19 protein-coding genes, 2 tRNA genes and 4 pseudogenes are annotated in these 20705 nt (G+C 67.3%); 17 read left to right on the forward strand and 8 right to left on the reverse strand.

Going from position 1 to position 20705, the window contains the following annotated elements:
* Positions 1–183 precede the first annotated feature (183 nt).
* Together Q0480_RS12725 and Q0480_RS12730 are read left to right on the forward strand one after the other, a co-directional pair.
* On the forward strand, positions 184–1734 hold the full coding sequence (locus tag Q0480_RS12725) for a trimethylamine methyltransferase family protein (RefSeq protein WP_299133475.1): 1551 nt from the start codon (positions 184–186) through the stop codon (positions 1732–1734).
* Between the two features lie 272 nt (positions 1735–2006).
* Positions 2007–2741, forward strand: a complete 735-nt coding sequence (locus Q0480_RS12730; RefSeq protein ID WP_299133476.1) for a hypothetical protein — start codon at positions 2007–2009, stop codon at positions 2739–2741.
* Between the two features lie 35 nt (positions 2742–2776).
* Here the strand turns inward: Q0480_RS12730 and Q0480_RS12735 are convergent.
* Both Q0480_RS12735 and Q0480_RS12740 read right to left on the reverse strand, forming a co-directional pair.
* Positions 2777–2852, reverse strand: a tRNA-Val gene (locus Q0480_RS12735).
* Between the two features lie 25 nt (positions 2853–2877).
* Positions 2878–2952 (reverse strand) — tRNA-Val (locus Q0480_RS12740).
* Positions 2953–3112: 160 nt separating this feature from the next.
* Between Q0480_RS12740 and Q0480_RS12745 the strand changes: the two genes are divergently transcribed.
* Positions 3113–3388 (forward strand): hypothetical protein, encoded by a 276-nt coding sequence (locus Q0480_RS12745; protein WP_299133478.1) that lies wholly within the window; start codon positions 3113–3115, stop codon positions 3386–3388.
* Positions 3389–3473: 85 nt separating this feature from the next.
* On the opposite strand, the gene lon is transcribed toward Q0480_RS12745, so the two are convergent.
* Together lon and tgt are read right to left on the reverse strand one after the other, a co-directional pair.
* Entirely contained in the window at positions 3474–5885 is a 2412-nt protein-coding gene (gene lon, locus Q0480_RS12750) for an endopeptidase La (RefSeq protein WP_299133480.1), read from the reverse strand.
* 391 nt (positions 5886–6276) lie between these two features.
* Positions 6277–7404 (reverse strand): tRNA guanosine(34) transglycosylase Tgt, encoded by a 1128-nt coding sequence (gene tgt, locus Q0480_RS12755; protein WP_299133481.1) that lies wholly within the window; start codon positions 7402–7404, stop codon positions 6277–6279.
* Positions 7405–7634: 230 nt separating this feature from the next.
* Here tgt and Q0480_RS12760 point away from each other — a divergent pair, with 230 nt between their 5' ends.
* From Q0480_RS12760 to tpiA, 6 genes are all read left to right on the forward strand, one after another.
* Complete coding sequence (locus tag Q0480_RS12760) at positions 7635–8000, forward strand: SUF system Fe-S cluster assembly protein (protein ID WP_299133482.1); 366 nt, start codon at positions 7635–7637, stop codon at positions 7998–8000.
* 34 nt (positions 8001–8034) lie between these two features.
* Entirely contained in the window at positions 8035–8724 is a 690-nt protein-coding gene (locus Q0480_RS12765) for a hypothetical protein (RefSeq protein WP_299133484.1), read from the forward strand.
* A gap of 216 nt (positions 8725–8940) precedes the next feature.
* Positions 8941–9708, forward strand: coding sequence for a DUF3307 domain-containing protein (locus tag Q0480_RS12770; RefSeq protein ID WP_299133485.1), 768 nt, complete (start codon positions 8941–8943; stop codon positions 9706–9708).
* 56 nt (positions 9709–9764) lie between these two features.
* Positions 9765–10115: an iron-sulfur cluster assembly accessory protein gene (locus Q0480_RS12775; protein WP_299133486.1), complete on the forward strand. Its 351-nt coding sequence runs from the start codon at positions 9765–9767 to the stop codon at positions 10113–10115.
* 7 nt (positions 10116–10122) lie between these two features.
* The gene (locus Q0480_RS12780; protein WP_299133487.1) at positions 10123–10458 is read left to right on the forward strand and encodes a TfoX/Sxy family protein; all 336 of its coding nucleotides are present in this window, start codon (positions 10123–10125) and stop codon (positions 10456–10458) included.
* Positions 10459–10547: 89 nt separating this feature from the next.
* On the forward strand, positions 10548–11282 hold the full coding sequence (gene tpiA / locus Q0480_RS12785) for a triose-phosphate isomerase (RefSeq protein ID WP_299133488.1): 735 nt from the start codon (positions 10548–10550) through the stop codon (positions 11280–11282).
* 192 nt (positions 11283–11474) lie between these two features.
* Here tpiA and Q0480_RS12790 read toward each other — a convergent pair whose 3' ends face one another.
* The gene (locus Q0480_RS12790; protein WP_299133489.1) at positions 11475–12581 is read right to left on the reverse strand and encodes a DUF6456 domain-containing protein; all 1107 of its coding nucleotides are present in this window, start codon (positions 12579–12581) and stop codon (positions 11475–11477) included.
* A gap of 263 nt (positions 12582–12844) precedes the next feature.
* Here Q0480_RS12790 and Q0480_RS12795 point away from each other — a divergent pair, with 263 nt between their 5' ends.
* The 3 genes from Q0480_RS12795 (at position 12845) to otsB (ending at position 15351) form a co-directional block, all read left to right on the forward strand.
* Positions 12845–13129, forward strand: a complete 285-nt coding sequence (locus Q0480_RS12795; RefSeq protein WP_299133490.1) for a DUF6477 family protein — start codon at positions 12845–12847, stop codon at positions 13127–13129.
* Between the two features lie 78 nt (positions 13130–13207).
* Positions 13208–14590 (forward strand): trehalose-6-phosphate synthase, encoded by a 1383-nt coding sequence (locus tag Q0480_RS12800; RefSeq protein ID WP_299133491.1) that lies wholly within the window; start codon positions 13208–13210, stop codon positions 14588–14590.
* Positions 14587–15351, forward strand: a complete 765-nt coding sequence (otsB, locus tag Q0480_RS12805) for a trehalose-phosphatase (RefSeq protein ID WP_299133492.1) — start codon at positions 14587–14589, stop codon at positions 15349–15351. The genes Q0480_RS12800 and otsB overlap by 4 nt, the downstream gene beginning before the upstream one ends.
* 36 nt (positions 15352–15387) lie before the next feature.
* Here otsB and Q0480_RS12810 read toward each other — a convergent pair whose 3' ends face one another.
* The gene (locus Q0480_RS12810) at positions 15388–16944 is read right to left on the reverse strand and encodes a trimethylamine methyltransferase family protein (protein WP_299133493.1); all 1557 of its coding nucleotides are present in this window, start codon (positions 16942–16944) and stop codon (positions 15388–15390) included.
* 282 nt (positions 16945–17226) lie between these two features.
* Here Q0480_RS12810 and guaA point away from each other — a divergent pair, with 282 nt between their 5' ends.
* From guaA to Q0480_RS12820, 3 genes and pseudogenes are all read left to right on the forward strand, one after another.
* The gene (gene guaA / locus Q0480_RS12815) at positions 17227–18801 is read left to right on the forward strand and encodes a glutamine-hydrolyzing GMP synthase (RefSeq protein WP_299133495.1); all 1575 of its coding nucleotides are present in this window, start codon (positions 17227–17229) and stop codon (positions 18799–18801) included.
* 112 nt (positions 18802–18913) lie between these two features.
* Positions 18914–19219, forward strand: a pseudogene (locus tag Q0480_RS17990) (transposase); the annotation flags it as partial.
* Positions 19220–19236: 17 nt separating this feature from the next.
* Positions 19237–19635 (forward strand): transposase, encoded by a 399-nt coding sequence (locus Q0480_RS12820; protein ID WP_299133496.1) that lies wholly within the window; start codon positions 19237–19239, stop codon positions 19633–19635.
* On the opposite strand, the pseudogene Q0480_RS12825 reads toward Q0480_RS12820, so the two are convergent.
* Positions 19632–19844: pseudogene (locus tag Q0480_RS12825) on the reverse strand (IS481 family transposase); the annotation flags it as partial. The gene Q0480_RS12820 and the pseudogene Q0480_RS12825 overlap by 4 nt on opposite strands.
* A gap of 93 nt (positions 19845–19937) precedes the next feature.
* Here Q0480_RS12825 and Q0480_RS17995 point away from each other — a divergent pair.
* Both Q0480_RS17995 and Q0480_RS12835 read left to right on the forward strand, forming a co-directional pair.
* Positions 19938–20057, forward strand: a pseudogene (locus tag Q0480_RS17995) (branched chain amino acid aminotransferase); the annotation flags it as partial.
* Between the two features lie 233 nt (positions 20058–20290).
* Positions 20291–20410 (forward strand): zinc-finger domain-containing protein, encoded by a 120-nt coding sequence (locus Q0480_RS12835; protein ID WP_299133499.1) that lies wholly within the window; start codon positions 20291–20293, stop codon positions 20408–20410.
* Between the two features lie 3 nt (positions 20411–20413).
* Here Q0480_RS12835 and Q0480_RS12840 read toward each other — a convergent pair.
* Positions 20414–20705, reverse strand: a pseudogene (locus Q0480_RS12840) (hypothetical protein); the annotation flags it as partial.

The raw sequence follows: 20705 nt of genomic DNA on the forward strand, positions 1-20705 counted from the left end.
AAGGCCAACGTCCCGGGTCGACAGTCCACTGGACTGTCGCCTGATCCGGTCCGAGCTGACTTTCGCGAGAAGGCACCAAGCCGATCAGCCGGCGACTGTATGAGCGGCGCGCGGCGCGCAAGCGACGGCCGGAGCGTCGGGAACAGGCGCGCGCGCCGAGCGCGGTACGGGTGAACTGCCGCCATGAACGAGCGTAGATCACGCCGCTCCGGCGGCCGAAGCGGCAATATGCGCGACCAGTCCGCGCATGCGATCCAGCAGATGCCCTGGCGCGTGCCGCTGAATACCGACCACCCGACCGAGCCGCTGCGGCCCGAGGGCGTCGCCGCGATCCACGACGCCGCGATGCGCGTGCTCGAGGAGATCGGCATCGAGTTCCTGAACGCCGAGGCGCGGGATTATCTCCGCGCCGGTGGCTGCGAGGTCACGGGCGAAACCGTCCGCATGGACCGCGCGCTGGTGATGGAGAAGGTCGCGCTGGCGCCGCGCCAGTTCGACATCATTCCGCGCAACCCCGCGCGTCGGGTGACGATGGGCGGCGGCCACATGGCTTTCGTCAATGTCTCCTCGCCGCCCAATGCGATGGATCTCGATCGCGGCCGGCGGGTCGGGGACTTCGCGAGCTTCCAGGATCTGGTCAAGCTCACCCAGTATTTCAACTGCCTCCATGTCGTCGGCGGCTATCCGGTGGAGCCGGTCGATATCCATGCGAGCGTGCGTCATCTCGACTGCCTCTTCGCCAAGCTGACACTGACCGACAAGGTGGTGCATGCCTACAGCCTGGGGCCGGAGCGGGTCGAGGACGTGATCGAGATGGCGCGTATCGCCAGCGGTCTCGGTCAGGCCGAATTCGAGAGCGCGCCCCGGCTCTTCACCAACATCAATTCCTCCAGCCCGCTGAAGCACGACTGGCCGATGCTCGACGGCGCCATGCGCTTCGCCCGCCGCGGCCAGCCGGTGATCGTCACGCCCTTCACGCTGGCCGGGGCGATGGCGCCGGTCACCATGGCGGGCGCGGTGGTCCAGTCGGTGGCCGAGGCCCTGGCCGCGATCGTGCTCCTGCAGATCGTGCGCCCCGGCACGCCGGTGATGATCGGCACCTTTACGTCGAATGTCGACATGCGTTCAGGCGCGCCGGCCTTCGGAACACCGGAATATGTCCGCGCGACGCAGATGACGGGGCAGATGGCACGCTTCTACGGCCTGCCGCTGCGCGCCTCGAACGCCTGCGCCTCGAACGCGCCGGATGCGCAGGCGATGTGGGAGAGCATGAATTCGCTCTGGTCCGCGACGCAGGCGGGGGTGAACCTCGTCTATCACGCGGCCGGGTGGCTCGAAGGCGGCCTCATCGCCTCCTACGAGAAATTCGTCATGGATTGCGAGGTATTGCAGCAATTCCAGCGCTATTTCGACCCGGCGCTCACCGACACCTCGCCCGAGGCGCTGGCGGTGGAGGCGATGGCGGAGGTCGGGCCGCGCGGCCATTTCTTCGGCAGCTCCCATACGCAAAGCCGTTATACCACGGCGTTTTACGCGCCATTTCTCAGCGACTGGCGCAACTACGAAGCCTGGGCCGAGGACGGCGCGCTTCAGGCCGACCAGCGCGCGAACCGGATCTGGAAGGCGATCCTCGCCGAGTTCGAGCCGCCGCCGATGGATGACGCCATCCGCGACGAACTGGCCGATTTCGTCGCGCGCCGCAAACGCGAGGGTGGCGCTCCGACGGATTTCTAGAGCAATATCCAACCAGACGGAATCGTCTGGTGGCTAAGATATTGCGCTAAATCAAGACTCTAGAGCGGACGAGCCGGCTCTGCCGGATCGGACTCCGCTCTAGTCGGTCTCGCGGACGCAAGTCTCGTGGGAGCGACTGTCCCCGCCCCGCCACTCTGGCGTGGAAAGTCCCACGACCGGACGACCCGGCATTGACACGACCTCGCCGCCGCCCGCTCACTGGCGCAGGAGACCAGGGGAGCGATGGAATGCGGCGTTCGATATTGACGGGCTTGGCGATGATCACCGGCCTCACCGCCGCCGTCCTGGCGCTTCCGGCCCAGGCCCAAGGCCTTGGCAACGGCTGGTCGGGTCAGTTCACGCTCTATGGCTGGATCCCCTCGATCAGCGGGTCGCAGCAAGGACGGGACGGCGAGCCGCTGATCGATCTGGACTCCCAGAGCATTCTCAGCGCGCTCGACGGCGCCTTCATGGGCGCGGCCGAGTTCCGCAAGGACAAGTTCACCCTTCTGCTCGACGCGGTCTATGCCGACCTGAGCGCCGATGGAAACTGGGTGCAGGATCGCGTCAAGACCAGCGCGGGCACACAGCTCGGCGTCTATACGGTCGCCGCGGCCTATCGTGTCTATGAGCTCGACCGGCGCGCGGTCGATGTCTACGCCGGTAGCCGCTTCTTCGACACCAGCCTCAGCTTCGGCATCGCCACCGACAATCGCGGCGTGTCGCGCGACGCGGACCTTTCCTGGGCCGATCCGATCGTCGGCATCCGGGGCACCCTGCCGCTCAGCGAAAAGTGGTCGCTGTCAGGTTTCGCGGATGTCGGCGGCTTCGACGCCGACACGGATATGAGCTGGGAGCTTTTCGGCGCCGCGAACTACGCTTTCGCCGATCGCTGGGCCGGCGTTCTCGGCTACCGCTACATGTCGATCCTGTACGAGGCCTCGGACCGCGCGAAGCTCGACCTCGCCGTGCAGGGACCGGTGGTCGGCGTCACGTACAAATTCTGACCGGGAGCGGGGTTGCCGATCGGCGCCCCCGACCGTGGTGGGTGATGACGGGCTCGAACCGCCGACATCTTCGGTGTAAACGAAGCGCTCTACCAACTGAGCTAATCACCCCTCCGACGTCGGAGGACCGGGTGCATGGTGGGCGATGACGGGTTCGAACCGCCGACATCTTCGATGTGAACGAAGCGCTCTACCACTGAGCTAATCGCCCGGCGACGCGTCGGATACCCTCTGGGCGCGGGCGGCGCAAGCCAAACTTTGCCCGGCCGCGCCCACCCCTCGCATCGATCCTCGCGACAGCTTCCCGCGGGGACGGATGCAACCGATCGCCGTCTCGCGAATTGGCTTCGGGTAACGATACGGAGATCTCCATGAGCTTTCATCACGTCGAAACCTGCCCGGATGACCTGACCCTGCTCGCCGAACGGCTGGACCAGATCGCCCGCGCCGGCACGCGGATCATCAACGTCACCTGGCAGCCGGCCCGGCTGGGCGGAGCGGATCAGGCCGAGGCGCCGGACGCGCGCGGCGGCTTCGTCATCATTTCGCAATCCGAAGCGAACCACGCGGCGAACGCCGTTGACGAGACCAATGAGCCCGCGACCCTCGTCGCGGCGAACACGCCGCGGGACAAGATCACCGCCTGACGGCGACCGCTCGGGCCTTGGATTCGATCCCCTGGCACGAAAAAAGCCCCGGCTCGTCGCCGGGGCTTTCCTTTTCGCGCAGGCGTCAGTGCGCCGAGGCGGCGGGCGGTATCGCGGCGCCCGTCGACGACGCGGCGAGCGCCTTGGCGGCTTCCGCCTCCTCGTCCCACTCGATCGGCTCGGGCATGCGGGTGAGCGCCACCCGCAGCACGTCCATCACATTGCCGACCGGGATCAGTTCGATCCCGTTCTTCACATTGTCCGGGATCTCGCGGAGATCCTTCACGTTGTCGGCCGGGATCATCACCGTGGTGATGCCCCCGCGCAGCGCCGCGAGCAGCTTTTCCTTCAGACCACCGATCGGCAGCACATTGCCGCGCAGCGTCACCTCGCCGGTCATCGCCACGTCGCGGCGCACCGGAATGCCGGTGAGAACCGAGACGATGGAGGTCACCATCGCGATGCCCGCCGACGGCCCATCCTTCGGCGTCGCGCCTTCGGGGACGTGGACGTGGATGTCCACCGCCTCGAACAGCGTCGGCTTCAGGCCGAGCTCGGGTGCCTTCGACCGCACGAAGGAAGAAGCGGCGTCGATGCTCTCCTTCATCACGTCGCCGAGCTTGCCGGTGGTCTTCATCCGCCCCTTGCCGGGCAGTTTCAGCGCCTCGATCTGCAACAGATCGCCGCCAACCTCGGTCCAGGCGAGGCCAGTGACCACGCCGACCTGATCGGTCAGCTCGGCCAGCCCGTACTTGAACCGCCGCACCCCGAGGAACTCCTCGAGATTCTCCTCGGTGACGACCACCTTCGTCGCCTTGCCCTTGACGATCTCCGTCACCGCCTTGCGGCAGAGCTTGGCGATCTCGCGCTCGAGGTTCCGGACGCCGGCCTCGCGCGTGTAGTAGCGGATGATGTCGCGCAGCCCCTCGTCGGTCAGTTCGAACTCGCCGGCCTTCAGGCCGTGGCCCTTCTCCTGCTTTGCGACGAGATGCATCCGGGCGATGCCGGCCTTCTCATCCTCGGTATAGCCCGAGAGCGAGATGATCTCCATCCGGTCGAGCAGCGGCCGCGGCATGTTGTAGGAGTTCGCCGTGGTGATGAACATCACGTTGGAAAGGTCGTACTCGACCTCGAGATAGTGGTCCGAGAAGGTCGCGTTCTGCTCGGGATCGAGCACCTCCAGCATGGCCGAGGCGGGGTCGCCGCGGAAGTCCTGGCCCATCTTGTCGATCTCGTCGAGCAGGATCAGCGGGTTGTTGGTCTTCGCCTTCTTCATCGACTGGATGATCTTGCCGGGCATCGAGCCGATATAGGTCCGCCGGTGCCCGCGGATCTCCGCCTCGTCCCGGACGCCGCCGAGCGAGATGCGGATGAATTCGCGGCCCGTGGCCTTGGCCACCGACTTGCCGAGCGAGGTCTTGCCGACGCCGGGGGGCCCGACGAGGCAGAGGATCGGCCCCTTCAGCTTCTCCGAGCGCGACTGCACGGCCAGGAACTCGACGATGCGATCCTTGACCTTCTCCAGCCCGAAATGATCGGCGTCGAGCACCTGCTGCGCGAGCCCCAGATCCTTCTTGATCTTCGACTTCTTGCCCCACGGGATCGACAGCATCCAGTCGAGATAGTTGCGCACCACCGTCGCCTCGGCCGACATCGGCGACATCGAGCGCAGCTTCTTCAGCTCCGCCGTCGCCTTCTCCTTGGCCTCCTTCGACAGGCGGGTCTTGGCGATGCGCGCCTCGAATTCGGCCGCGTCGTCCTGACCCTCGCCCTCGCCGCCCAGCTCGCGCTGGATCGCCTTCATCTGCTCGTTCAGATAGTATTCGCGCTGCGTACGCTCCATCTGCGTCTTGACGCGGCTCTTGATCTTCTTCTCGACCTTCAGCACCGACATCTCGCCCTGCATCAGGCCGTAGATCTGCTCCAGCCGCTCGCCGACGTCCGGCTCCTCCAGCAGCTTCTGCTTTTCCTCGAGCTTGGCGCCGAGATGACCGGCGACGGTATCGGCGAGCTTCGCCGCCGGCATGGTCTCGGACACGGCCGAAACCGCCTCCTCCGAGACGTTCCGGTTCAGCTTGGCATAGCGCTCGAATTCCTCGGCGACCGCGTGGGTCAGCGCCTTGATCGCGGCCGCGTCGTTCTCGGTCTCGGCGATCTCCTCGGCCGCCGCCTCGAAATAGGCGTCGTTGCTCATGAATTCGCCGATCCGCACGCGCGCCTTGCCCTCGACCAGCACCTTGACCGTGCCATCGGGCAATTTCAGCAGTTGCAGCACATTGGCCAGCACGCCGACCCGATAGATGCCGTCGACGTCCGGCTCGTCCTCGGACGCGTCCTTCTGGCTGGCGAGGAGGATCTGCTTGTCATCCTTCATCACCGCTTCGAGCGCGCGCACCGATTTCTCACGTCCGACGAACAAAGGCACGATCATGTGCGGAAACACCACGATGTCGCGCAGAGGCAGGACGGGGAAGCTCGATCCGCTCAATTCTGTCATGGTTTTTTTCCTTATCTCCGGCAAAGCGTCCCGCCCCGGCCAACCCAGCGGCGACGCGCTTTCCTTGCCACAGGAAATGGCGCGCCGAACGGATCGTTTCAAGGCGGCGTCATTCTGCGCGCGCCTTCACGGGACTGCAAGGCGACCTCGGCGCCCTCTCGCGCAAAGGCCCTCGCGCTCACGCGACCCGGGGCCCAGATCGCCACGACCCAATGGCGGCGTCGGGCCGGAAGCGACCCCCTCGGCCCCGGTGTCGGCTTCCGACAAGCCCTGCCCCCCGGGACGCCGGGTCATGACGCGTCAACCTGTCGTTGGATCCGGTGAAGAATATTCAAACTATCCAGTTATTTCAATTACTTGAACTCATCTTCACGCGTGAAGGCGCGCCCCTTCACACCGGCTCCAGGTCGCCCTCCGCCCGCGTCGCCTCGAACCGGGTCGCGAACTCCGCCAGCCTCCCTTCGGCGATGGCCGCGCGGATCCCGGCCATCAGCTCCTGATAGTAATGCAGATTGTGCCAGGTCAGCAGCATCGAGGCGATGATCTCGCCCGCCTTGAAGACATGGTGCAGATAGGCCCGGCTGTAGCTCCGGCAGCAGGGGCAGGCGCAGTCCGGATCGAGCGGGCGCGGATCCTCGGCATGGCGGGCGTTCTTGATGTTGACCTGGCCCCGGCGCGTCAGCGCCTGGCCGGTGCGTCCCGAGCGGCTCGGCAGGACGCAGTCGAACATATCGACCCCCCGCGTCACCGCGCCGAGGATGTCGTCGGGCTTGCCCACCCCCATCAGATAGCGCGGCCGGTTCTCCGGCAGGAAGCCCGGCGCATAGTCGAGCACCCCGAACATCGCCGCCTGCCCCTCGCCGACCGCCAGCCCGCCGATAGCATAGCCGTCGAAGCCGATCGCCTTCAGCGCCTCGGCCGATTCCTCGCGCAATTCGCGTGTCACCCCGCCTTGCATGATGCCGAAGAGCGCATGCCCGGGCCGGTCGCCGAACGCCTCGCGCGAGCGCCGGGCCCAGCGCATGGAAAGCCGCGTCGAGGCCGCGACCGCCGCCTCCGTCGCGGGCAGCGCCGGGCATTCGTCGAAGGCCATGACGATATCCGAGCCGAGCAGGCGCTGGATCTCCATGCTGCTTTCGGGGCTGAGATGATGGACCGAGCCGTCGACATGGCTGCGAAAGCTCACCCCCTCCTCGCTGAGCTTGCGCAGCTCCGCGAGGCTCATCACCTGGAAGCCACCGGAATCGGTCAGGATCGGCCGGTCCCAGTTCATGAACCGGTGCAGCCCGCCGAGCCGCGCAACCCGCTCCGCGCCCGGCCGCAGCATCAGATGATAGGTATTGCCGAGCAGGATGTCGGCCCCGGTCGCGGCCACGCTCTCGGGCAGCATCGCCTTCACCGTCGCCGCGGTGCCGACCGGCATGAAGGCCGGCGTGCGGATCTCGCCGCGCGGCGTCTTCAGCGCGCCGGTGCGGGCCAGGCCGTCGCGCGCGGCGAGATGAAAGCTGATTCCGCTCATCCGCCCCCCTTACCGGCTCCGCGCGGCTTCGACAAACCCCGCGCCGCCGGGACGGCGACGTCGGCCCGATCCCGACCGCCCGGCCAGCGACGGCGGTCCGACGAGCCCGGCCGGCTCCGTCTCGTCCGGTCCGGTCAGTCGCGCCGTGCCCTCACCGATCCCGCGGCTTTACCTTCGCGGCCTATTTCCTATATAACCAGTCAGATATTCGCGCGGGGGGGGGACCGATCATGAACGCCGAGACGGATACCCCGATCGAGGGAACACCGCTGATCCGGCCTTCGACCATCGATCATCCGCTGTATGATCAGGTAGTCGAAGCCTGCAGGACGGTGTTTGATCCCGAGATTCCGGTGAATATCTATGACCTCGGCCTCGTCTACACGATCGAGATCAGCGACGAAAGCGACGTGCGGATCTCGATGAGCCTGACCGCGCCCGGCTGTCCGGTGGCCGGAGAGATGCCAGGATGGGTGGCCGAGGCCGTGACCCCGATCCCCGGCGTGCGCCATGTCGACGTGGATCTGGTTTGGGAGCCGCAGTGGGGCATGGACATGATGTCCGACGAGGCGCGGCTGGAGCTCGGCTTCATGTGAGCGGCGCCCTGCCCGCGCGGCACGGATCCGGCGCATGATCCCGTCGCAGACTCAAGGCTCCTTACAGGACCCCCGATCCTTGGCCGTCTTGACGGGCGATATCGTCAAGTCGAGCCGTTTGTCGCCGCCCGCCCTGGACGAGGCGATGGAGGCGCTTCAGGTCGGCGCGAAAACCTTCGCCGATTGGCAGAGGGGCGCGCCGGGACATTTTTCGCGGTTCCGTGGCGATGGCTGGCAGTGCGTGGCACCCAGTCCCGCGCTGGCGCTTCGGGCCAGTCTCTATCTTCGCGCCTGCCTTCGTCAGCTTGGCCGCGAATTCGAAACCAGGATCTCCGTGGGTATCGGCCCGGGCAGCCTGTCAAGCGAGAGCGAGGCGCCCGAGCACTGGAACGCGCTCGACGCGGCGAGCGGGGCGGCTTTCGAACTCTCGGGGCGCAAGCTCGATGAAATGGCCCGATCCCGGCTGCTGATCATAAGCTGGAGGCAGCGACCAGGGAACGCCGCGCTGATCGACGGCATCTTTGCCCTGACGGACGAGATCTCGCGCCTGTGGACGCCCCGTCAGGCACAGCTTCTCGTGGAAACCCTGTCCCCGGGAGCTTCCCCGCAGGAGGCTCTCGCCGAGCGGCGTGGCGTTACCCAACAGACGGTCGCCAAGCATCTTCGCGCGGGAGGGGACTGGGCGCTGCGCTTGGCGCTGGAGGCGGTCGAGGGCGCGGCGTGACAGTCCCTTCAGGCGGGTGGAACGAATACAGCCTCATGGGGCTGTTTTCTCCAATACAGCCCCATGAGGCTGTTTCTTCGAAAGCCGGCGCCAAATGGTGCGTTCAGGGAACGAAACCGCCCGTCACGACCTTCGGCGAAACAGCCTCTCGCGGTTGTTTTTCGGGATACAACCTCGAGAGGCTGTTTCGCCTTCGGAAGGCCGGACACGCGCCCCATGCTTGAGACCGCCACCGCCCTCCTCCTCGGCCATATGCTCGGCGACTTCACCCTGCAGACCAGCGCGATGGTGGCGGACAAGGCACGGGCGAAAGTCCTCTTCATCCATGTCTGGATCGTCCTGCTCGCCAGCTGGCTCGCGCTCGGCCTCGCGCCGGCGCCCTGGCTCCTGCTCCTCATCGGGGTCAGTCACTTCGCGACCGATCTTGCGAAACAGCGCTACGCGGCGCGCCGGTTCGCGCGTGGGGCGGCGCCCGGCTTCGCCGCCTTCGCCACCGACCAGGCCGCCCATCTCGCAGTGATCTGGCTCGCGGCGAATCTCTGGCCCGGCGCCTGGGCGAGCGGCCTCTGGGCGCAACCCGCGCTGCTCGCGCAATTGCCGAGCCTCGCGCGCCTGCCCGAGGCGATGGCGATCGCGAGCGGCCTCGTCGCCACGGTCTGGGCCGGCGGCTACGCCGTGCGGGAACTGATGTCCGGCCTGAAATTGCCCGCCGATCCCGAGACCGACACCAGCCTGCCCCGGGGCGGCCAGCTGATCGGCCGGCTCGAGCGGCTGATGATCCTGATGCTGCTGCTCGCGAACCAGCCGGACGGCATCGGCCTGCTGATCGCCGCGAAATCCATCCTGCGCTTCAACGAGATCGGCAAGGCCGACGACCGCCGCGCCAGCGAATATGTCATCATCGGCACGCTCGGCAGCTTCGCCTGGGCGATTTCCACCGCCTATGGCACCAACGCGCTGCTCGCCGCGCTGCGCGGCCCTTGAGGCGGAGGCCCGTCCGCACTACTTTGGAACCAGTTCTTCAAGAAGGTCCCGTGTCCATGTTCGGCATCCCCGGCAAATCCCCCATCAGCATGACCCCGCGCGCCGAGGCGCAGATCACCCGGCTGATGGCCAAGGGCGACACCAAGGGCCTGCGCATCGGCGTCCGCAAGGGCGGTTGCGCCGGCATGGAATACACCATGGAATACGTCGATGAGATCGCGCCACACGACGAGGTCGTGGAGCAGAACGGCGCCCGGGTGATGATCGCGCCCATGGCCCAGATGTTCCTGTTCGGCACCGAGATCGACTACGAGAACGGCCTGCTCGAATCCGGCTTCAAGTTCAACAATCCCAACGTGGTCGATGCCTGCGGCTGCGGGGAATCGATCAAGTTCGCCGGCGCCTGACCGTCTCGTGGCCTTGCCGAGTGATGCTCGGGCGCTGATCGAGGAGCTGTTCGAAGGCGTTGGCGCGATTTCGACGCGGCGGCTATTCGGCGGCCTCGCCATCTATTCGGACGGGCGCGTCTTCGCCCTGATGATGTCCGACGGCGGGCTGTTCCTGAAGGCCCGCGACGCCCTCGCGGAGGCCTTGGCGGCGGAAGGCTCGACACCATTCAGCTATGCGCGAAAGGACGGCCGCGTCGTCGCCGTCGGCTACTGGTCCCTGCCCCAGGACGCGCTCGACGATCCCGAAGCGGCGGTGGCCTGGGCGCGCCGGGCGCTGGTCGCCACCTACGGCGCGGCCTGACCACCGCCTGGCTTCCGAGCCTTTTCCTGATCGGCGCGCTCTGATAGCAGGGGCCCCGAACACCCGAGCCGCGATCAGGAAAGGTCCCCATGACTCTGCGCAAACTCGTCGCCGGCAACTGGAAGATGCACGGTCGCGGCTCCTCGCTCGCCGTGGTCGAGGCGCTCGCGGCCAGCCATCCGAGCCCCGCCTGCGACGTGCTGATCTGTCCGCCCGCGACGCTCATCACCCGCCTTGTCGGCCGGGGCTTCGCCATCGGCGGCCAGGATTGCCATTGGGAGCCGCTCGGCGCCCATACCGGCGACATCGCCGCCGAGATGCTGGCGGAGGCTGGCGCGGTCGCGGTGATCGTCGGTCACTCGGAGCGGCGCGCGGATCACGGGGAAACCGACGCCACCGTCGCCCTGAAGGCCACCGCCGCCTGGCGCGCCGGCCTGCTCGCGGTGATCTGCGTCGGCGAGACCGAAGCCGAACGCGACTCCGGCCAGACTCTCGCCAGCATCGCGGGGCAACTCGCCAACTCGGTGCCCGAGACCGCGACGGCGGACAATCTGGTGATCGCCTACGAACCGGTTTGGGCGATTGGCACGGGGCGCACGCCTTCCCTGAAAGAAATCGCCGAAGTACATGATTTCATCCGCGAAAGCCTGGAGACCCGCTTCGGCTGCGCCACCAGCCACGGCATCCGCCTGCTCTATGGCGGCTCGGTGAAGCCCAGCAACGCGGCCGAGATCTTCGCTGTCCCGAACGTCGATGGCGCGCTCGTCGGCGGCGCCTCGCTGAAGGCCGAGGACTTCGGCGCCATCATCGCCGCCGCCGGTTAGAGCAATATCCAGCCGGACGGACTCGTCTGGTAGTTAAGATATTGCGTCAAATCAAGACTCTAGAGCGGCCGACCCGGTGCAACCGGGTCGGCATTCACTGAAAGGCAATATCCAGCCGGACGGAATCGTCCGGTGGTCAGGATACCACGAAAAATCAAACCCTCAGGGCGCCGCCCCGGGGCTCGGGCCTGATCAGCCGGTTTTGCGCTCGCCGCCGCGGCTCAGGCGGTAGTGCGCGGCCAGTCGCTCCAGCGCGATCTTCAGCACGACCTTGCCCGAGCGCGCCGACCAGCCGAGGCGCTTCTCCGCCGTCTCCAGCCCCTCGATGAAGCAGCAGACGCGAAACACGATATCCGACAAACCCGGCCCCAGCGCCTCGAGCGCCTCGGCGACCCGGCTCCGCGCATCCTGCGGGCCTTCGCCGGGACCGCGTCCGGCGGTCATGGCGCCGCGCGCGCCGCCGGCGGTCAGGAAGCGCTCCCAGTTCTGCGCGACCCGCGGCCCCATCTGCGCCAGTTCGAAATCCTCGCGCAGCCGCTCGCCGGCCTCGATCAGCTCCGCCGTGAGATAGGCGACGCCGTCCTTGTCCCGCTTGCGCCCCAGAACCGACAGCGGGCTCTCGGCGAGGTTGAACCGCAGCCGGCGCTCGCCCGAACCGTCATCCGCCAACACCGTGCGCTCGGCGAAGAAGCGATGCTGCTCCTGGAACGGCGCCTGCGCCTCGGCGAAACCGGCCTTCGGTTCGCGCGCCCCCCGCTCCTCGGTCAGCAGGCGCTTCAGCGCCGCGCGACCCACGGCGGTGATGGCATAGCAGGCGATCTTGCCGGCCTTCTCGCAGGAGATCCATTCCTGCAGCGCGAAGGCATGGGCGACGTCGCGATCGACCACCGCGATGCGGTTCTGCTTGCCCGGCACGACCTCGCGCAGCACCACCGCCTTTTCCATGTTCGGCGCGACCGCGAGAAAGGCGCCCTTCTCGCACAACCGGCGCAGGATGCGCCGCGCCTCGCGACCGATGCGATCGTCGAGAGCCTCGTCGGCGGGGCGCGCGGCGAAATTCTGCATGGGTGTCAACTCCTTGGAAACCAAATTTCTGGCATGGTCCGCGTAGACTCGGGCCAAGTGTTCGAGCGCCTCGTCGATCAATGGATCGTCGCGGAGAGCTTCGACCCGGCGGATCTGCCGCATCACGGTCGAGGCATGGCACCCCTTCGCCCGGGCGAGCGCCCGGAGCGTGAGGCCAGCCGATATATGTTCGAGATAGGTCTGAGCGTGGTCGGGCAGCCAGTCCGGGAGCATGTTCTTTTTCCCTGGATTTCGGTCCCGCGGACGGGCCGGAAGAGGGGGACGGACCCAGGCGCGTTGGATCGCTATCCGATACATTTTTCGCAAAACTCGTCTTAAAGTTGATTCGTGAATCATTGATTAACTATGCGAAAACACTATGTTTTACAGCATGTTGCCTGATTTTCGATCAGCGAACGCTACACGCGTAAGTTGTGCAACACCTGTTTTTTCATGCTCAGGATGCGCCATGGCCCTACCGAAAGAAGGAACCGGGAATGACCGACCTCGCCTCCGTGCTGAACACGCTCCGCCGCCCGAAGATCCTGATCCGCGCCGCCCGCGCCGGCGTCGTCGAGTACCGCCGCGACCGCGACCTGAAGCGGCTGCTGCGCGGAGCGAAGACCGCGCCGGACGCGGCGATCGGCACCCTGCTCGCCGAGGAGGACCGGCTCGAGACCACCCGCGCCGCCGGTGAGGCGACCTACGACCTGCGCCGCCACGTCGCGGTCCTGACCGCGCTGATCGCCGAGGCCCGGCTCGCGCCCGTCGCCATCGCGTGACCGGCCGGCGGTCCGCGAGACCTCGCCGATCGCGCCTGCCCCCTTGCCCTCCCCGGAAACCGTGCTTTCTTATGTGCGGTGACGGGACGCCTCATCATCGCATCGAACCGAACCGCCGCGCCGGGTGAAGCCCGGGCCGGCGGGCTCGCGGTAGCCCTCGCCGACGCGCTGTCCGAGCGCGGGGGCGGCGTCTGGTTCGGATGGTCGGGCGACATCGTCGAGCGCGAGCCGCGCGGCGCCCATGTCTTTACCGAGGACGGCGTCGAATTCGCCCTCGCCGATCTCACCCAGGCCGAATACGACGGCTACTATCTCGGCTATGCCAACCGCGCGCTCTGGCCGGTCTTTCACTATCGCATCGATCTCGCGCAGTTCGAGGAAGCCGACTTCGCGGCTTACGAGGCGGTCAACCGCCGTTTCGGCCGCCTGCTCGCGCAATTCACCAGACCCGAGGACGTCGTCTGGATCCACGACTACCATTTCCTGCTGCTCGGCCAGGAAATGCGGGCCAGCGGCTGGAGCGGCCCGATCGGCTTCTTCCTCCATATCCCCTTTCCCGCGCCCGAAGTCTTCAGTTCACTTCCGCAGCATCAGCGGCTGGCGCGGGCCATGGCCGCCTTCGACCTCCTCGGCTTCCAGACCGACCGGGACACCGCGAATTTCCGCCGCTATCTCATCGACACCCATGGCGGCGAATTGCTCGAGGATGGCCGGATCGCCGTCTTTGACCGGGTGCTGACGGCCAAGACCTTCTCGATCGGCATCGATCCGGACGATTTCGCCGCCCTCGCCCTCGGCGACGAGGCCCGCGCGGCCGCCGAGCGCGTCGGAGGGATCATCGACAACCGCGCGCTGGTGCTCGGCGTCGACCGGATGGACTATTCCAAGGGTCTGCCGCAGCGCATGGAGGCCTTCGGCCGCGTACTCGACGACAATCCCGACCTGCGCGGCCGCTCCAGCTTCCTGCAGATCGCACCGCCCTCGCGCGAGGCGGTGGATGCCTATCAGGCGCTGCGAGTCGAACTCGACCGACTCACCGGGCGCATCAACGCCGACTACGCCGATCTCGACTGGGTGCCGATCCGCTATCTCGCGCGCGGCTATCCGCGGGAAACGCTGGCCGGGCTCTACCGGCTCGCCCGCGTGGCGCTGGTGACGCCGCTGCACGACGGCATGAACCTCGTCGCCAAGGAATTCGTCGCCGCGCAGGATCCGGAGGATCCGGGCGTGCTGGTCCTCTCCGAATTCGCCGGCGCGGCGGAGCAGATGCCAACCTCGCTTCTGGTCAATCCGCATGATATCGCCGGCCTCGCCGAGGCGATCCACCGCGCGCTCCTCATGCCGCTCGAGGAGCGCCGCGAGCGGTGGCAGGCGATGGACGCCTCGATCCGCGAGACGACGATCGCCTGGTGGCGCCACGCCTTCCTCGAGGCGCTCGACACCACGCGTCCCGACGCATGAGGAAGGCGACGACACCGACGCTCGGTTCCGGCGACGCGCTGTTTCTCGATTTCGATGGTACGCTGACCGAGATCGTCGCGGACCCGGACGCCGCCCACCTGCCCGAAGCGACCGCGCGCGACATCATCCGCCTCGCGGCCCGTCTCGGCGGTGCGTTGGCGCTGCTCAGCGGGCGCGACATCCGCGATCTCGCCACCCGTGCACCGATGGGCGTCTGGCGCGCGGGCGGCCATGGGCTCGAGATCATCGCCCCCGGCGCGCCGGTCCCGGAGCCGCCACCGCCCCCGCCGGATGCGTTGCTCGCCCCCCTGCGCGAGGTCGCGGCGCTGCCCGGCGTGCGGCTGGAGATCAAGGGACCGGTGATCGCCCTCCATTTTCGCGCCGCGCCGGAGGCCGAAGCGGCCTGCCTCGCGGCGGCGAACCTCGCCGCGCGCGCCCCCGGCCTCGTTTCGCAGGTTGGCAAGATGGTGGTCGAGGTGAAGCCAGCCGACGCCCACAAGGGACGCGCGCTTCGTCACCTGATGACGCTTGCGCCCTTCGCCGGTCGCCGCCCGGTGATGTTCGGCGACGACACGACCGACGAAGATGCGATCGCCGCCGCCCGGACGCTCGGCGGCATCGGCGTCAAGGTCGGCGAAGGTGCGAGCACCGCCCGCTACCGCCTCCCGTCCCCCGCCGCCGTCCGCGCCTGGCTGGCCGAAGCGGCGAGCGCGCGCGGAGTCAGACCCGGGACGGCCGGCCCGTCCACCCCGGATGTGTGAATTCCTGTGATTTCCTGACCATCAGGCGAATCGGGCCTACCCGAACGCGTCCGGCTCCGAGGCCTTGCGCCGCGCGACATAGTCGTTCAGCGCCTCGGTGACCGCCGGATCACTCGCCGGCGCCTCATAGTCGCGAAGCAGCTTGCGCACCCGCGCATTGGCGATCTCCGCCGATCCGAGCCCGCCAGCCTCGGCCCAAGTCTCGAACGGCCGATAGTCGAGCACATCCGAACGCCAGAAGGCCGTCTTGAAATTGTCCTGCGTGTGCTGGCACCCGAGAAAGTGCCCGCCCGGCCCCACCTCGGCGATCGCACCCATCGCCTGACCGTTCTCGGAAAGGTCGATCCCCTCGGCCAGCGAATGCAGCACCCCGAGCTGATCCGCGTCGAGCACGAATTTCTCGTAGGAACTGACCAGCCCGCCCTCCAGCCAGCCGCAGGCGTGAAGCATGAAGTTGACACCGCCGAGCAGCGCCGCCTGCAGCGTATTGGCGCTCTCATACGCGGCCTGCGCGTCCGGCAGCTTCGAGCCGCAGAGCGCGCCGCCCGACCGGAACGGCAAGCCCATCCGCCGCGCCAGCTGTCCTGCCCCCCAGAGGATCTTCGACGCTTCCGGCGTGCCGAAGGTGGGTGCCCCGGAATTCATGTCGATCGAGGTCACGAAGGCGCCAAAGATCACCGGCGCGCCCGGATTGATCAGCTGCGCATAGGCGATGCCGACCATTGCCTCGGCCAGCACCTGGGTCAGCGTCCCCGCGACGCTGACCGGCGCCATCGCCCCGCCGACGATGAACGGCGAGACGATCACCGCCTGCCCGGCGCGGGCATAGACCTCGAGCGCGCCCATCATCGTCGAATCGAAGGTCAGCGGCGAATTGATGTTGATGAGCGAGGTCATGTAGCAATTCGGCCCGACATTCCCGGCCCCGAACAGGAGCTTGCACATCTCGACCGAGTCGGCGGCCCGGATCGGCTCGGTCACCGAGCCCATGAAGGGCTTGTCGCTCAACGTCATATGGGCGAGCAGCATGTCGAGATGGCGCTTGTTGACCGCGATATCGGTCGGCTCGCACACCGTTCCGCCGGAATGGTGCAGCCATTTCGACATATAGCCGAGCTTCACGAAATTGCGGAAATCCTCGATCGTCGCATAGCGCCGGCCGTTCTCCACGTCGCGCACGAACGGCGGGCCATAGACCGGCGCGAGGACCAGCCCCTTGCCGCCAATCGTCACGTTCCGGTCGGGATTGCGCGCATGCTGGACATAGCTCGCGGGCGCCGTGGCGCAGAGCTTGCGCGCCAGCCCCTTCGGCAGGCGCACCCGCTCGCCCTGAACGTCCGCTCCGGCCTCGCGCCAGAGCCGGAGCGCCTCGGGATTGTCGGCGAAACGCACGCCGATCTCCTCCAGCACCCGGTCGGCATTGGCCTCGATCAGCGCCAGCCCCTCCTCGTCGAGGATCTCGTAGTTCGGGATCCGCCGCCGGATGAAGGGCGCCGCCTCGATATGCACCGCCGTCCGCTCGGCGCGCCGGGCCGCCCCGCCGCCGCCGCGTCCCCGCCGCCCTCCCGCGACTGCCTCGGCGGTCTCGCTCATCTGCCACTCCCAAAACCAGCGGCGTCGCTTTGTCGGCCGGACGCCGTTGTCATCTTGCTTGCGCGCCGCCGCCCCCGCCGTGTGGATTGCGCCGCGTGGTAGATCGTCCGCGACATCCGTCCTCGCCCTTTGGATTTCATACTGTCAAGCTTACCTTGAGAGCAGTTGTCGGCCGCCAACAGGCGCCTGACCAGAAAAAAGGACTCGCGCGCACCGCGCGCTCCGCGTGGCGGCAAAGGCCGCCCCCTTGCACCCCGCCGCGCCGCCCCCTATTCCCTGCCCATGACGCACCAGCCCGACCACCAGCGCCTCCTGATCGTCGATTTCGGCAGCCAGGTGACCCAGCTCATCGCCCGCCGCCTGCGCGAATCCCGCATCTATTGCGAGATCCACCCGTTCCAGAAGGTGGACGCCGCCTTCCTCGCCGCGTTCGCGCCGCGCGCGGTCATCCTCTCCGGTGGCCCCGCCTCCGTCACCGAGACCGGCAGTCCGCGCGCCGCGCCGGAGATCTTCACCCTCGGCGTGCCGGTGCTTGGCATCTGCTACGGCCAGCAGACGATGACGCAGCAACTCGGCGGCAAGGTCGAAGCCGGCCACCATGCCGAATTCGGCCGCGCCTTCGTCACCCCCACCGAAACCCCCAATAATATGGGCGACCCGCTGTTCGCCGGCCTGTTCGCCACCGGCCGCGAAGAGGTCTGGATGAGCCACGGCGACCGCGTCACCGCGCTCGCCCCCGGCTTCTCGGTGATCGGCGAAAGTCCCAACGCCCCCTTCGCCATCACCACCGACCCGAGCCGCCACTTCTACGCCGTGCAGTTCCACCCCGAGGTGCACCACACCGTCAATGGCGCGCGGATCCTCCGAAACTTCACCGACATCGCGGGCTTTACCGGCGACTGGACGATGGCCACTTACAAGGAGCAGGCGATCGAGGCGATCCGCGCCCAGGTCGGCGGCGCGAAGGTCATCTGCGGCCTCTCCGGCGGCGTTGATTCCTCGGTCGCCGCCGTCCTGATCCACGAGGCGATCGGCGAGCAGCTCACCTGCGTCTTCGTCGATACCGGCATGATGCGGATGGGCGAGGCCGAGGAGGTCGTGACCCTCTTCCGCGACCATTACAACATCCCGCTGATCCACGCCGACGAGGCCGATCGCTTCATCGACGCGCTGGAAGGGGTCAGCGACCCGGAGATCAAGCGCAAGACCATCGGCCGCCTGTTCATCGAGGTCTTCGAGGCCCGCGCTGCCGAGGTCGGGGACGCACGGTTCCTCGCCCAGGGAACGCTCTATCCGGACGTGATCGAGAGCGTCAGCTTCACCGGCGGGCCGTCGGTGACGATCAAGAGCCATCACAATGTCGGCGGCCTGCCCGAGCGGATGCATCTGAAGCTCGTCGAGCCGCTGCGCGAGCTCTTCAAGGACGAGGTCCGCGCCCTCGGCCGCGAGCTCGGCCTGCCCGAGAGCTTCGTCGGGCGCCACCCCTTTCCCGGCCCCGGCCTTGCCATCCGCTGCCCGGGCGAGATCACCCGCGAGAAGCTGGCGATCCTGCGCAAGGCCGACGCCGTCTATCTCGACCAGATCCGCCGCCACGGCCTCTACGACGCCATCTGGCAGGCCTTCGCCGTCCTCCTCCCGGTCCGTACCGTCGGAGTGATGGGCGACGGCCGCACCTACGACTACGCCTGCGCGTTGCGCGCGGTGACATCGGTCGACGGCATGACCGCCGACTATTATCCCTTCACGCACGAGTTCCTCGGCGAGACCGCGACGCGTATCATCAACGAGGTAAAGGGCATCAACCGCGTCACCTACGACATCACCTCGAAGCCCCCCGGCACGATCGAGTGGGAGTGATTCAGGCCCCTCCGGGCGTATCCGAAATCACGCCTCCGTTCGGGCGTTGTTGCACGGAAGCGGTTGAAATGAGGGGATTCCCCTGTCGCGGGGAAAGTGATTCACGCTTGGAATGGCAAAGCGCGTCCCCAAGCTCCCCGCCCCGAAGCCGAAGCCCCGCTACCGGGTCACGAACTGGCGCGAGTACAACCGCGCGCTGGTCGCACGAGGCGCGGTCACGCTGTGGATCGACGATGCGGTGGTCGGCGGCCGGGGAGCGGCTGGCGGCAAGGGCTGGCGCCACGGCGACGTGGCGATCCTCCGCGGGCTCGGCCCGCGGGCGATGTTCGGGCTGACGCTGCGCCAGACCCAAGGGTTCCTGCGGGATCCGACGCGGCGGCTCGGGCTGGAGGTCGCCGCGCCGCACTATTCCACCCTCTCGCGGCCACGCTCGCCGTGCCGGCGGTCAGGCGGCCCTGCGACGGCCCGGTGCATCTCGCCGTCGATGCCACCGGGCTCAAGGTCCACGGCGAGGGCGAGTGGAAGGTCCGCGTGCATGGGCCGGACAAGCGCCGGGTCTGGCGCCAGCCGCGCCTGGCGGTCGACACCCGGACCGGCGACCTGCGCGCCCATGGCGAGATCGCCTTCGGCGCGCCGCGGGCGAGCCTCGATCTCGCCTACGGCCACGTCGACGTCTCCTTCGACTGGGAGGGAGACGACGACATGCACGAGGTTCGCGGGTCGGGATCAGCCGAATTGCTCGAAGACGGCTCGTTGGAGATCGAGTTCGACTATCACAACGGCGACGACGCCATCCTCAAAGCCATCCGCGACACTTCTTCAGCAGCCTGCTAGATGTGCGGTCCCAGGATGAGATGGTCTGGATGAAGTCTGAAGCGGTGCGGCTCTGATCTCCATTGCTGGGAGATGAACTCGAAGGGCGTGAGTCCTTTCAGCGTCTTCAGGCGTCTGGCGAAGTTGTAGGCCTCGAGGAACGTGCCGAGATGCGCCCGCGGCCCGTCGTGCGTCTCGTAATAGTAGCGTCGCACCGTCGCTTCTTTGAGGGCCGAGAAGTAGCGGCCGACGCCAGCGGGGTCGGCTTCGAAGTAGCGGCCTGCCAGGCCTGCCCAGGCTGCGGGCAGATCAGGCGCGAGCTCGACCGCATCGAACTGGGTGCCGGCTCGCGCGGGCCGATCACGGAGAAGATCCAGAGCGCCTTCTTCGACATCGTCAACGGCCGCAATCCGAAGTACGCACACTGGCTGACCAAGGTCTGAGCCTTTGCCAGCCCGCTGTAGGAGCGGCTATGCCGCGACCTGCCGACGCCACAGTACCAGTGGTGGTCGCGGCGGAGCCACTCCTACAATATGCCTTTCAGACCGCGCCATTTGATGAGTTGCCTGCCATGACCACAACCGCCGACGCCGTTCACGTCACCGCCAAAGACCCGATACACGTGCGCTCATCGGAGCTACAGGGCCACGGCGTAGTGTTTTGCCCGAACCCGACGATGGAACAGTGGTCCACGCACCCGAGGGTTTATCTCGACGTGGCGAAGACTGGTGAAGCGACGTGTCCGTACTGCGGCACCAAATACGTGCTTGACGGCCCGGTGCCGCACGGGCACTAGCGTCTAAGGCGATTCGCCCGTCGGGCGAGCATCGTCCACGGCAAGTGCTGCCATCTGCACAGCCCGCGACTCCGGCGTCTCCAGCGTCATGCGCCCGAGAATGCCGCTGCGATAGTCGTTGAGCAGCGTCACCGCCGCCTTTTCGAAATCCGCACTGCCACCCTTGATGCGAAACCCTCGCCGTTTGGCGATGGCTTCGATCACGCCGGGTGCGTCAACGCTGTCTGCATCAATGCCATAGCGCGCGGTCAGCGCGGCTGGGTAACGAGCCAGCAAAATGCCGGCAAGATAGGTA

The organism is uncultured Amaricoccus sp. (genome assembly GCF_937891315.1).
Lineage (GTDB): Bacteria > Pseudomonadota > Alphaproteobacteria > Rhodobacterales > Rhodobacteraceae > Amaricoccus.

What these genes read in the sequence shown, in the direction of transcription:
- Q0480_RS12725 (WP_299133475.1), top strand. Translation starts at nt 184, where the DNA reads ATGAACGAGCGTAGATCACGCCGCTCCGGCGGCCGAAGCGGCAATATG.
- Q0480_RS12745 (WP_299133478.1), top strand. Translation starts at nt 3,113, where the DNA reads ATGAGCTTTCATCACGTCGAAACCTGCCCGGATGACCTGACCCTGCTC.
- lon (WP_299133480.1), bottom strand. Translation starts at nt 5,885, where the DNA reads ATGACAGAATTGAGCGGATCGAGCTTCCCCGTCCTGCCTCTGCGCGAC.
- tgt (WP_299133481.1), bottom strand. Translation starts at nt 7,404, where the DNA reads ATGAGCGGAATCAGCTTTCATCTCGCCGCGCGCGACGGCCTGGCCCGC.
- Q0480_RS12760 (WP_299133482.1), top strand. Translation starts at nt 7,635, where the DNA reads ATGAACGCCGAGACGGATACCCCGATCGAGGGAACACCGCTGATCCGG.
- Q0480_RS12765 (WP_299133484.1), top strand. Translation starts at nt 8,035, where the DNA reads ATGATCCCGTCGCAGACTCAAGGCTCCTTACAGGACCCCCGATCCTTG.
- Q0480_RS12770 (WP_299133485.1), top strand. Translation starts at nt 8,941, where the DNA reads ATGCTTGAGACCGCCACCGCCCTCCTCCTCGGCCATATGCTCGGCGAC.
- Q0480_RS12775 (WP_299133486.1), top strand. Translation starts at nt 9,765, where the DNA reads ATGTTCGGCATCCCCGGCAAATCCCCCATCAGCATGACCCCGCGCGCC.
- tpiA (WP_299133488.1), top strand. Translation starts at nt 10,548, where the DNA reads ATGACTCTGCGCAAACTCGTCGCCGGCAACTGGAAGATGCACGGTCGC.
- Q0480_RS12790 (WP_299133489.1), bottom strand. Translation starts at nt 12,581, where the DNA reads ATGCTCCCGGACTGGCTGCCCGACCACGCTCAGACCTATCTCGAACAT.
- Q0480_RS12795 (WP_299133490.1), top strand. Translation starts at nt 12,845, where the DNA reads ATGACCGACCTCGCCTCCGTGCTGAACACGCTCCGCCGCCCGAAGATC.
- otsB (WP_299133492.1), top strand. Translation starts at nt 14,587, where the DNA reads ATGAGGAAGGCGACGACACCGACGCTCGGTTCCGGCGACGCGCTGTTT.
- Q0480_RS12810 (WP_299133493.1), bottom strand. Translation starts at nt 16,944, where the DNA reads ATGAGCGAGACCGCCGAGGCAGTCGCGGGAGGGCGGCGGGGACGCGGC.
- guaA (WP_299133495.1), top strand. Translation starts at nt 17,227, where the DNA reads ATGACGCACCAGCCCGACCACCAGCGCCTCCTGATCGTCGATTTCGGC.
- Q0480_RS12835 (WP_299133499.1), top strand. Translation starts at nt 20,291, where the DNA reads ATGGAACAGTGGTCCACGCACCCGAGGGTTTATCTCGACGTGGCGAAG.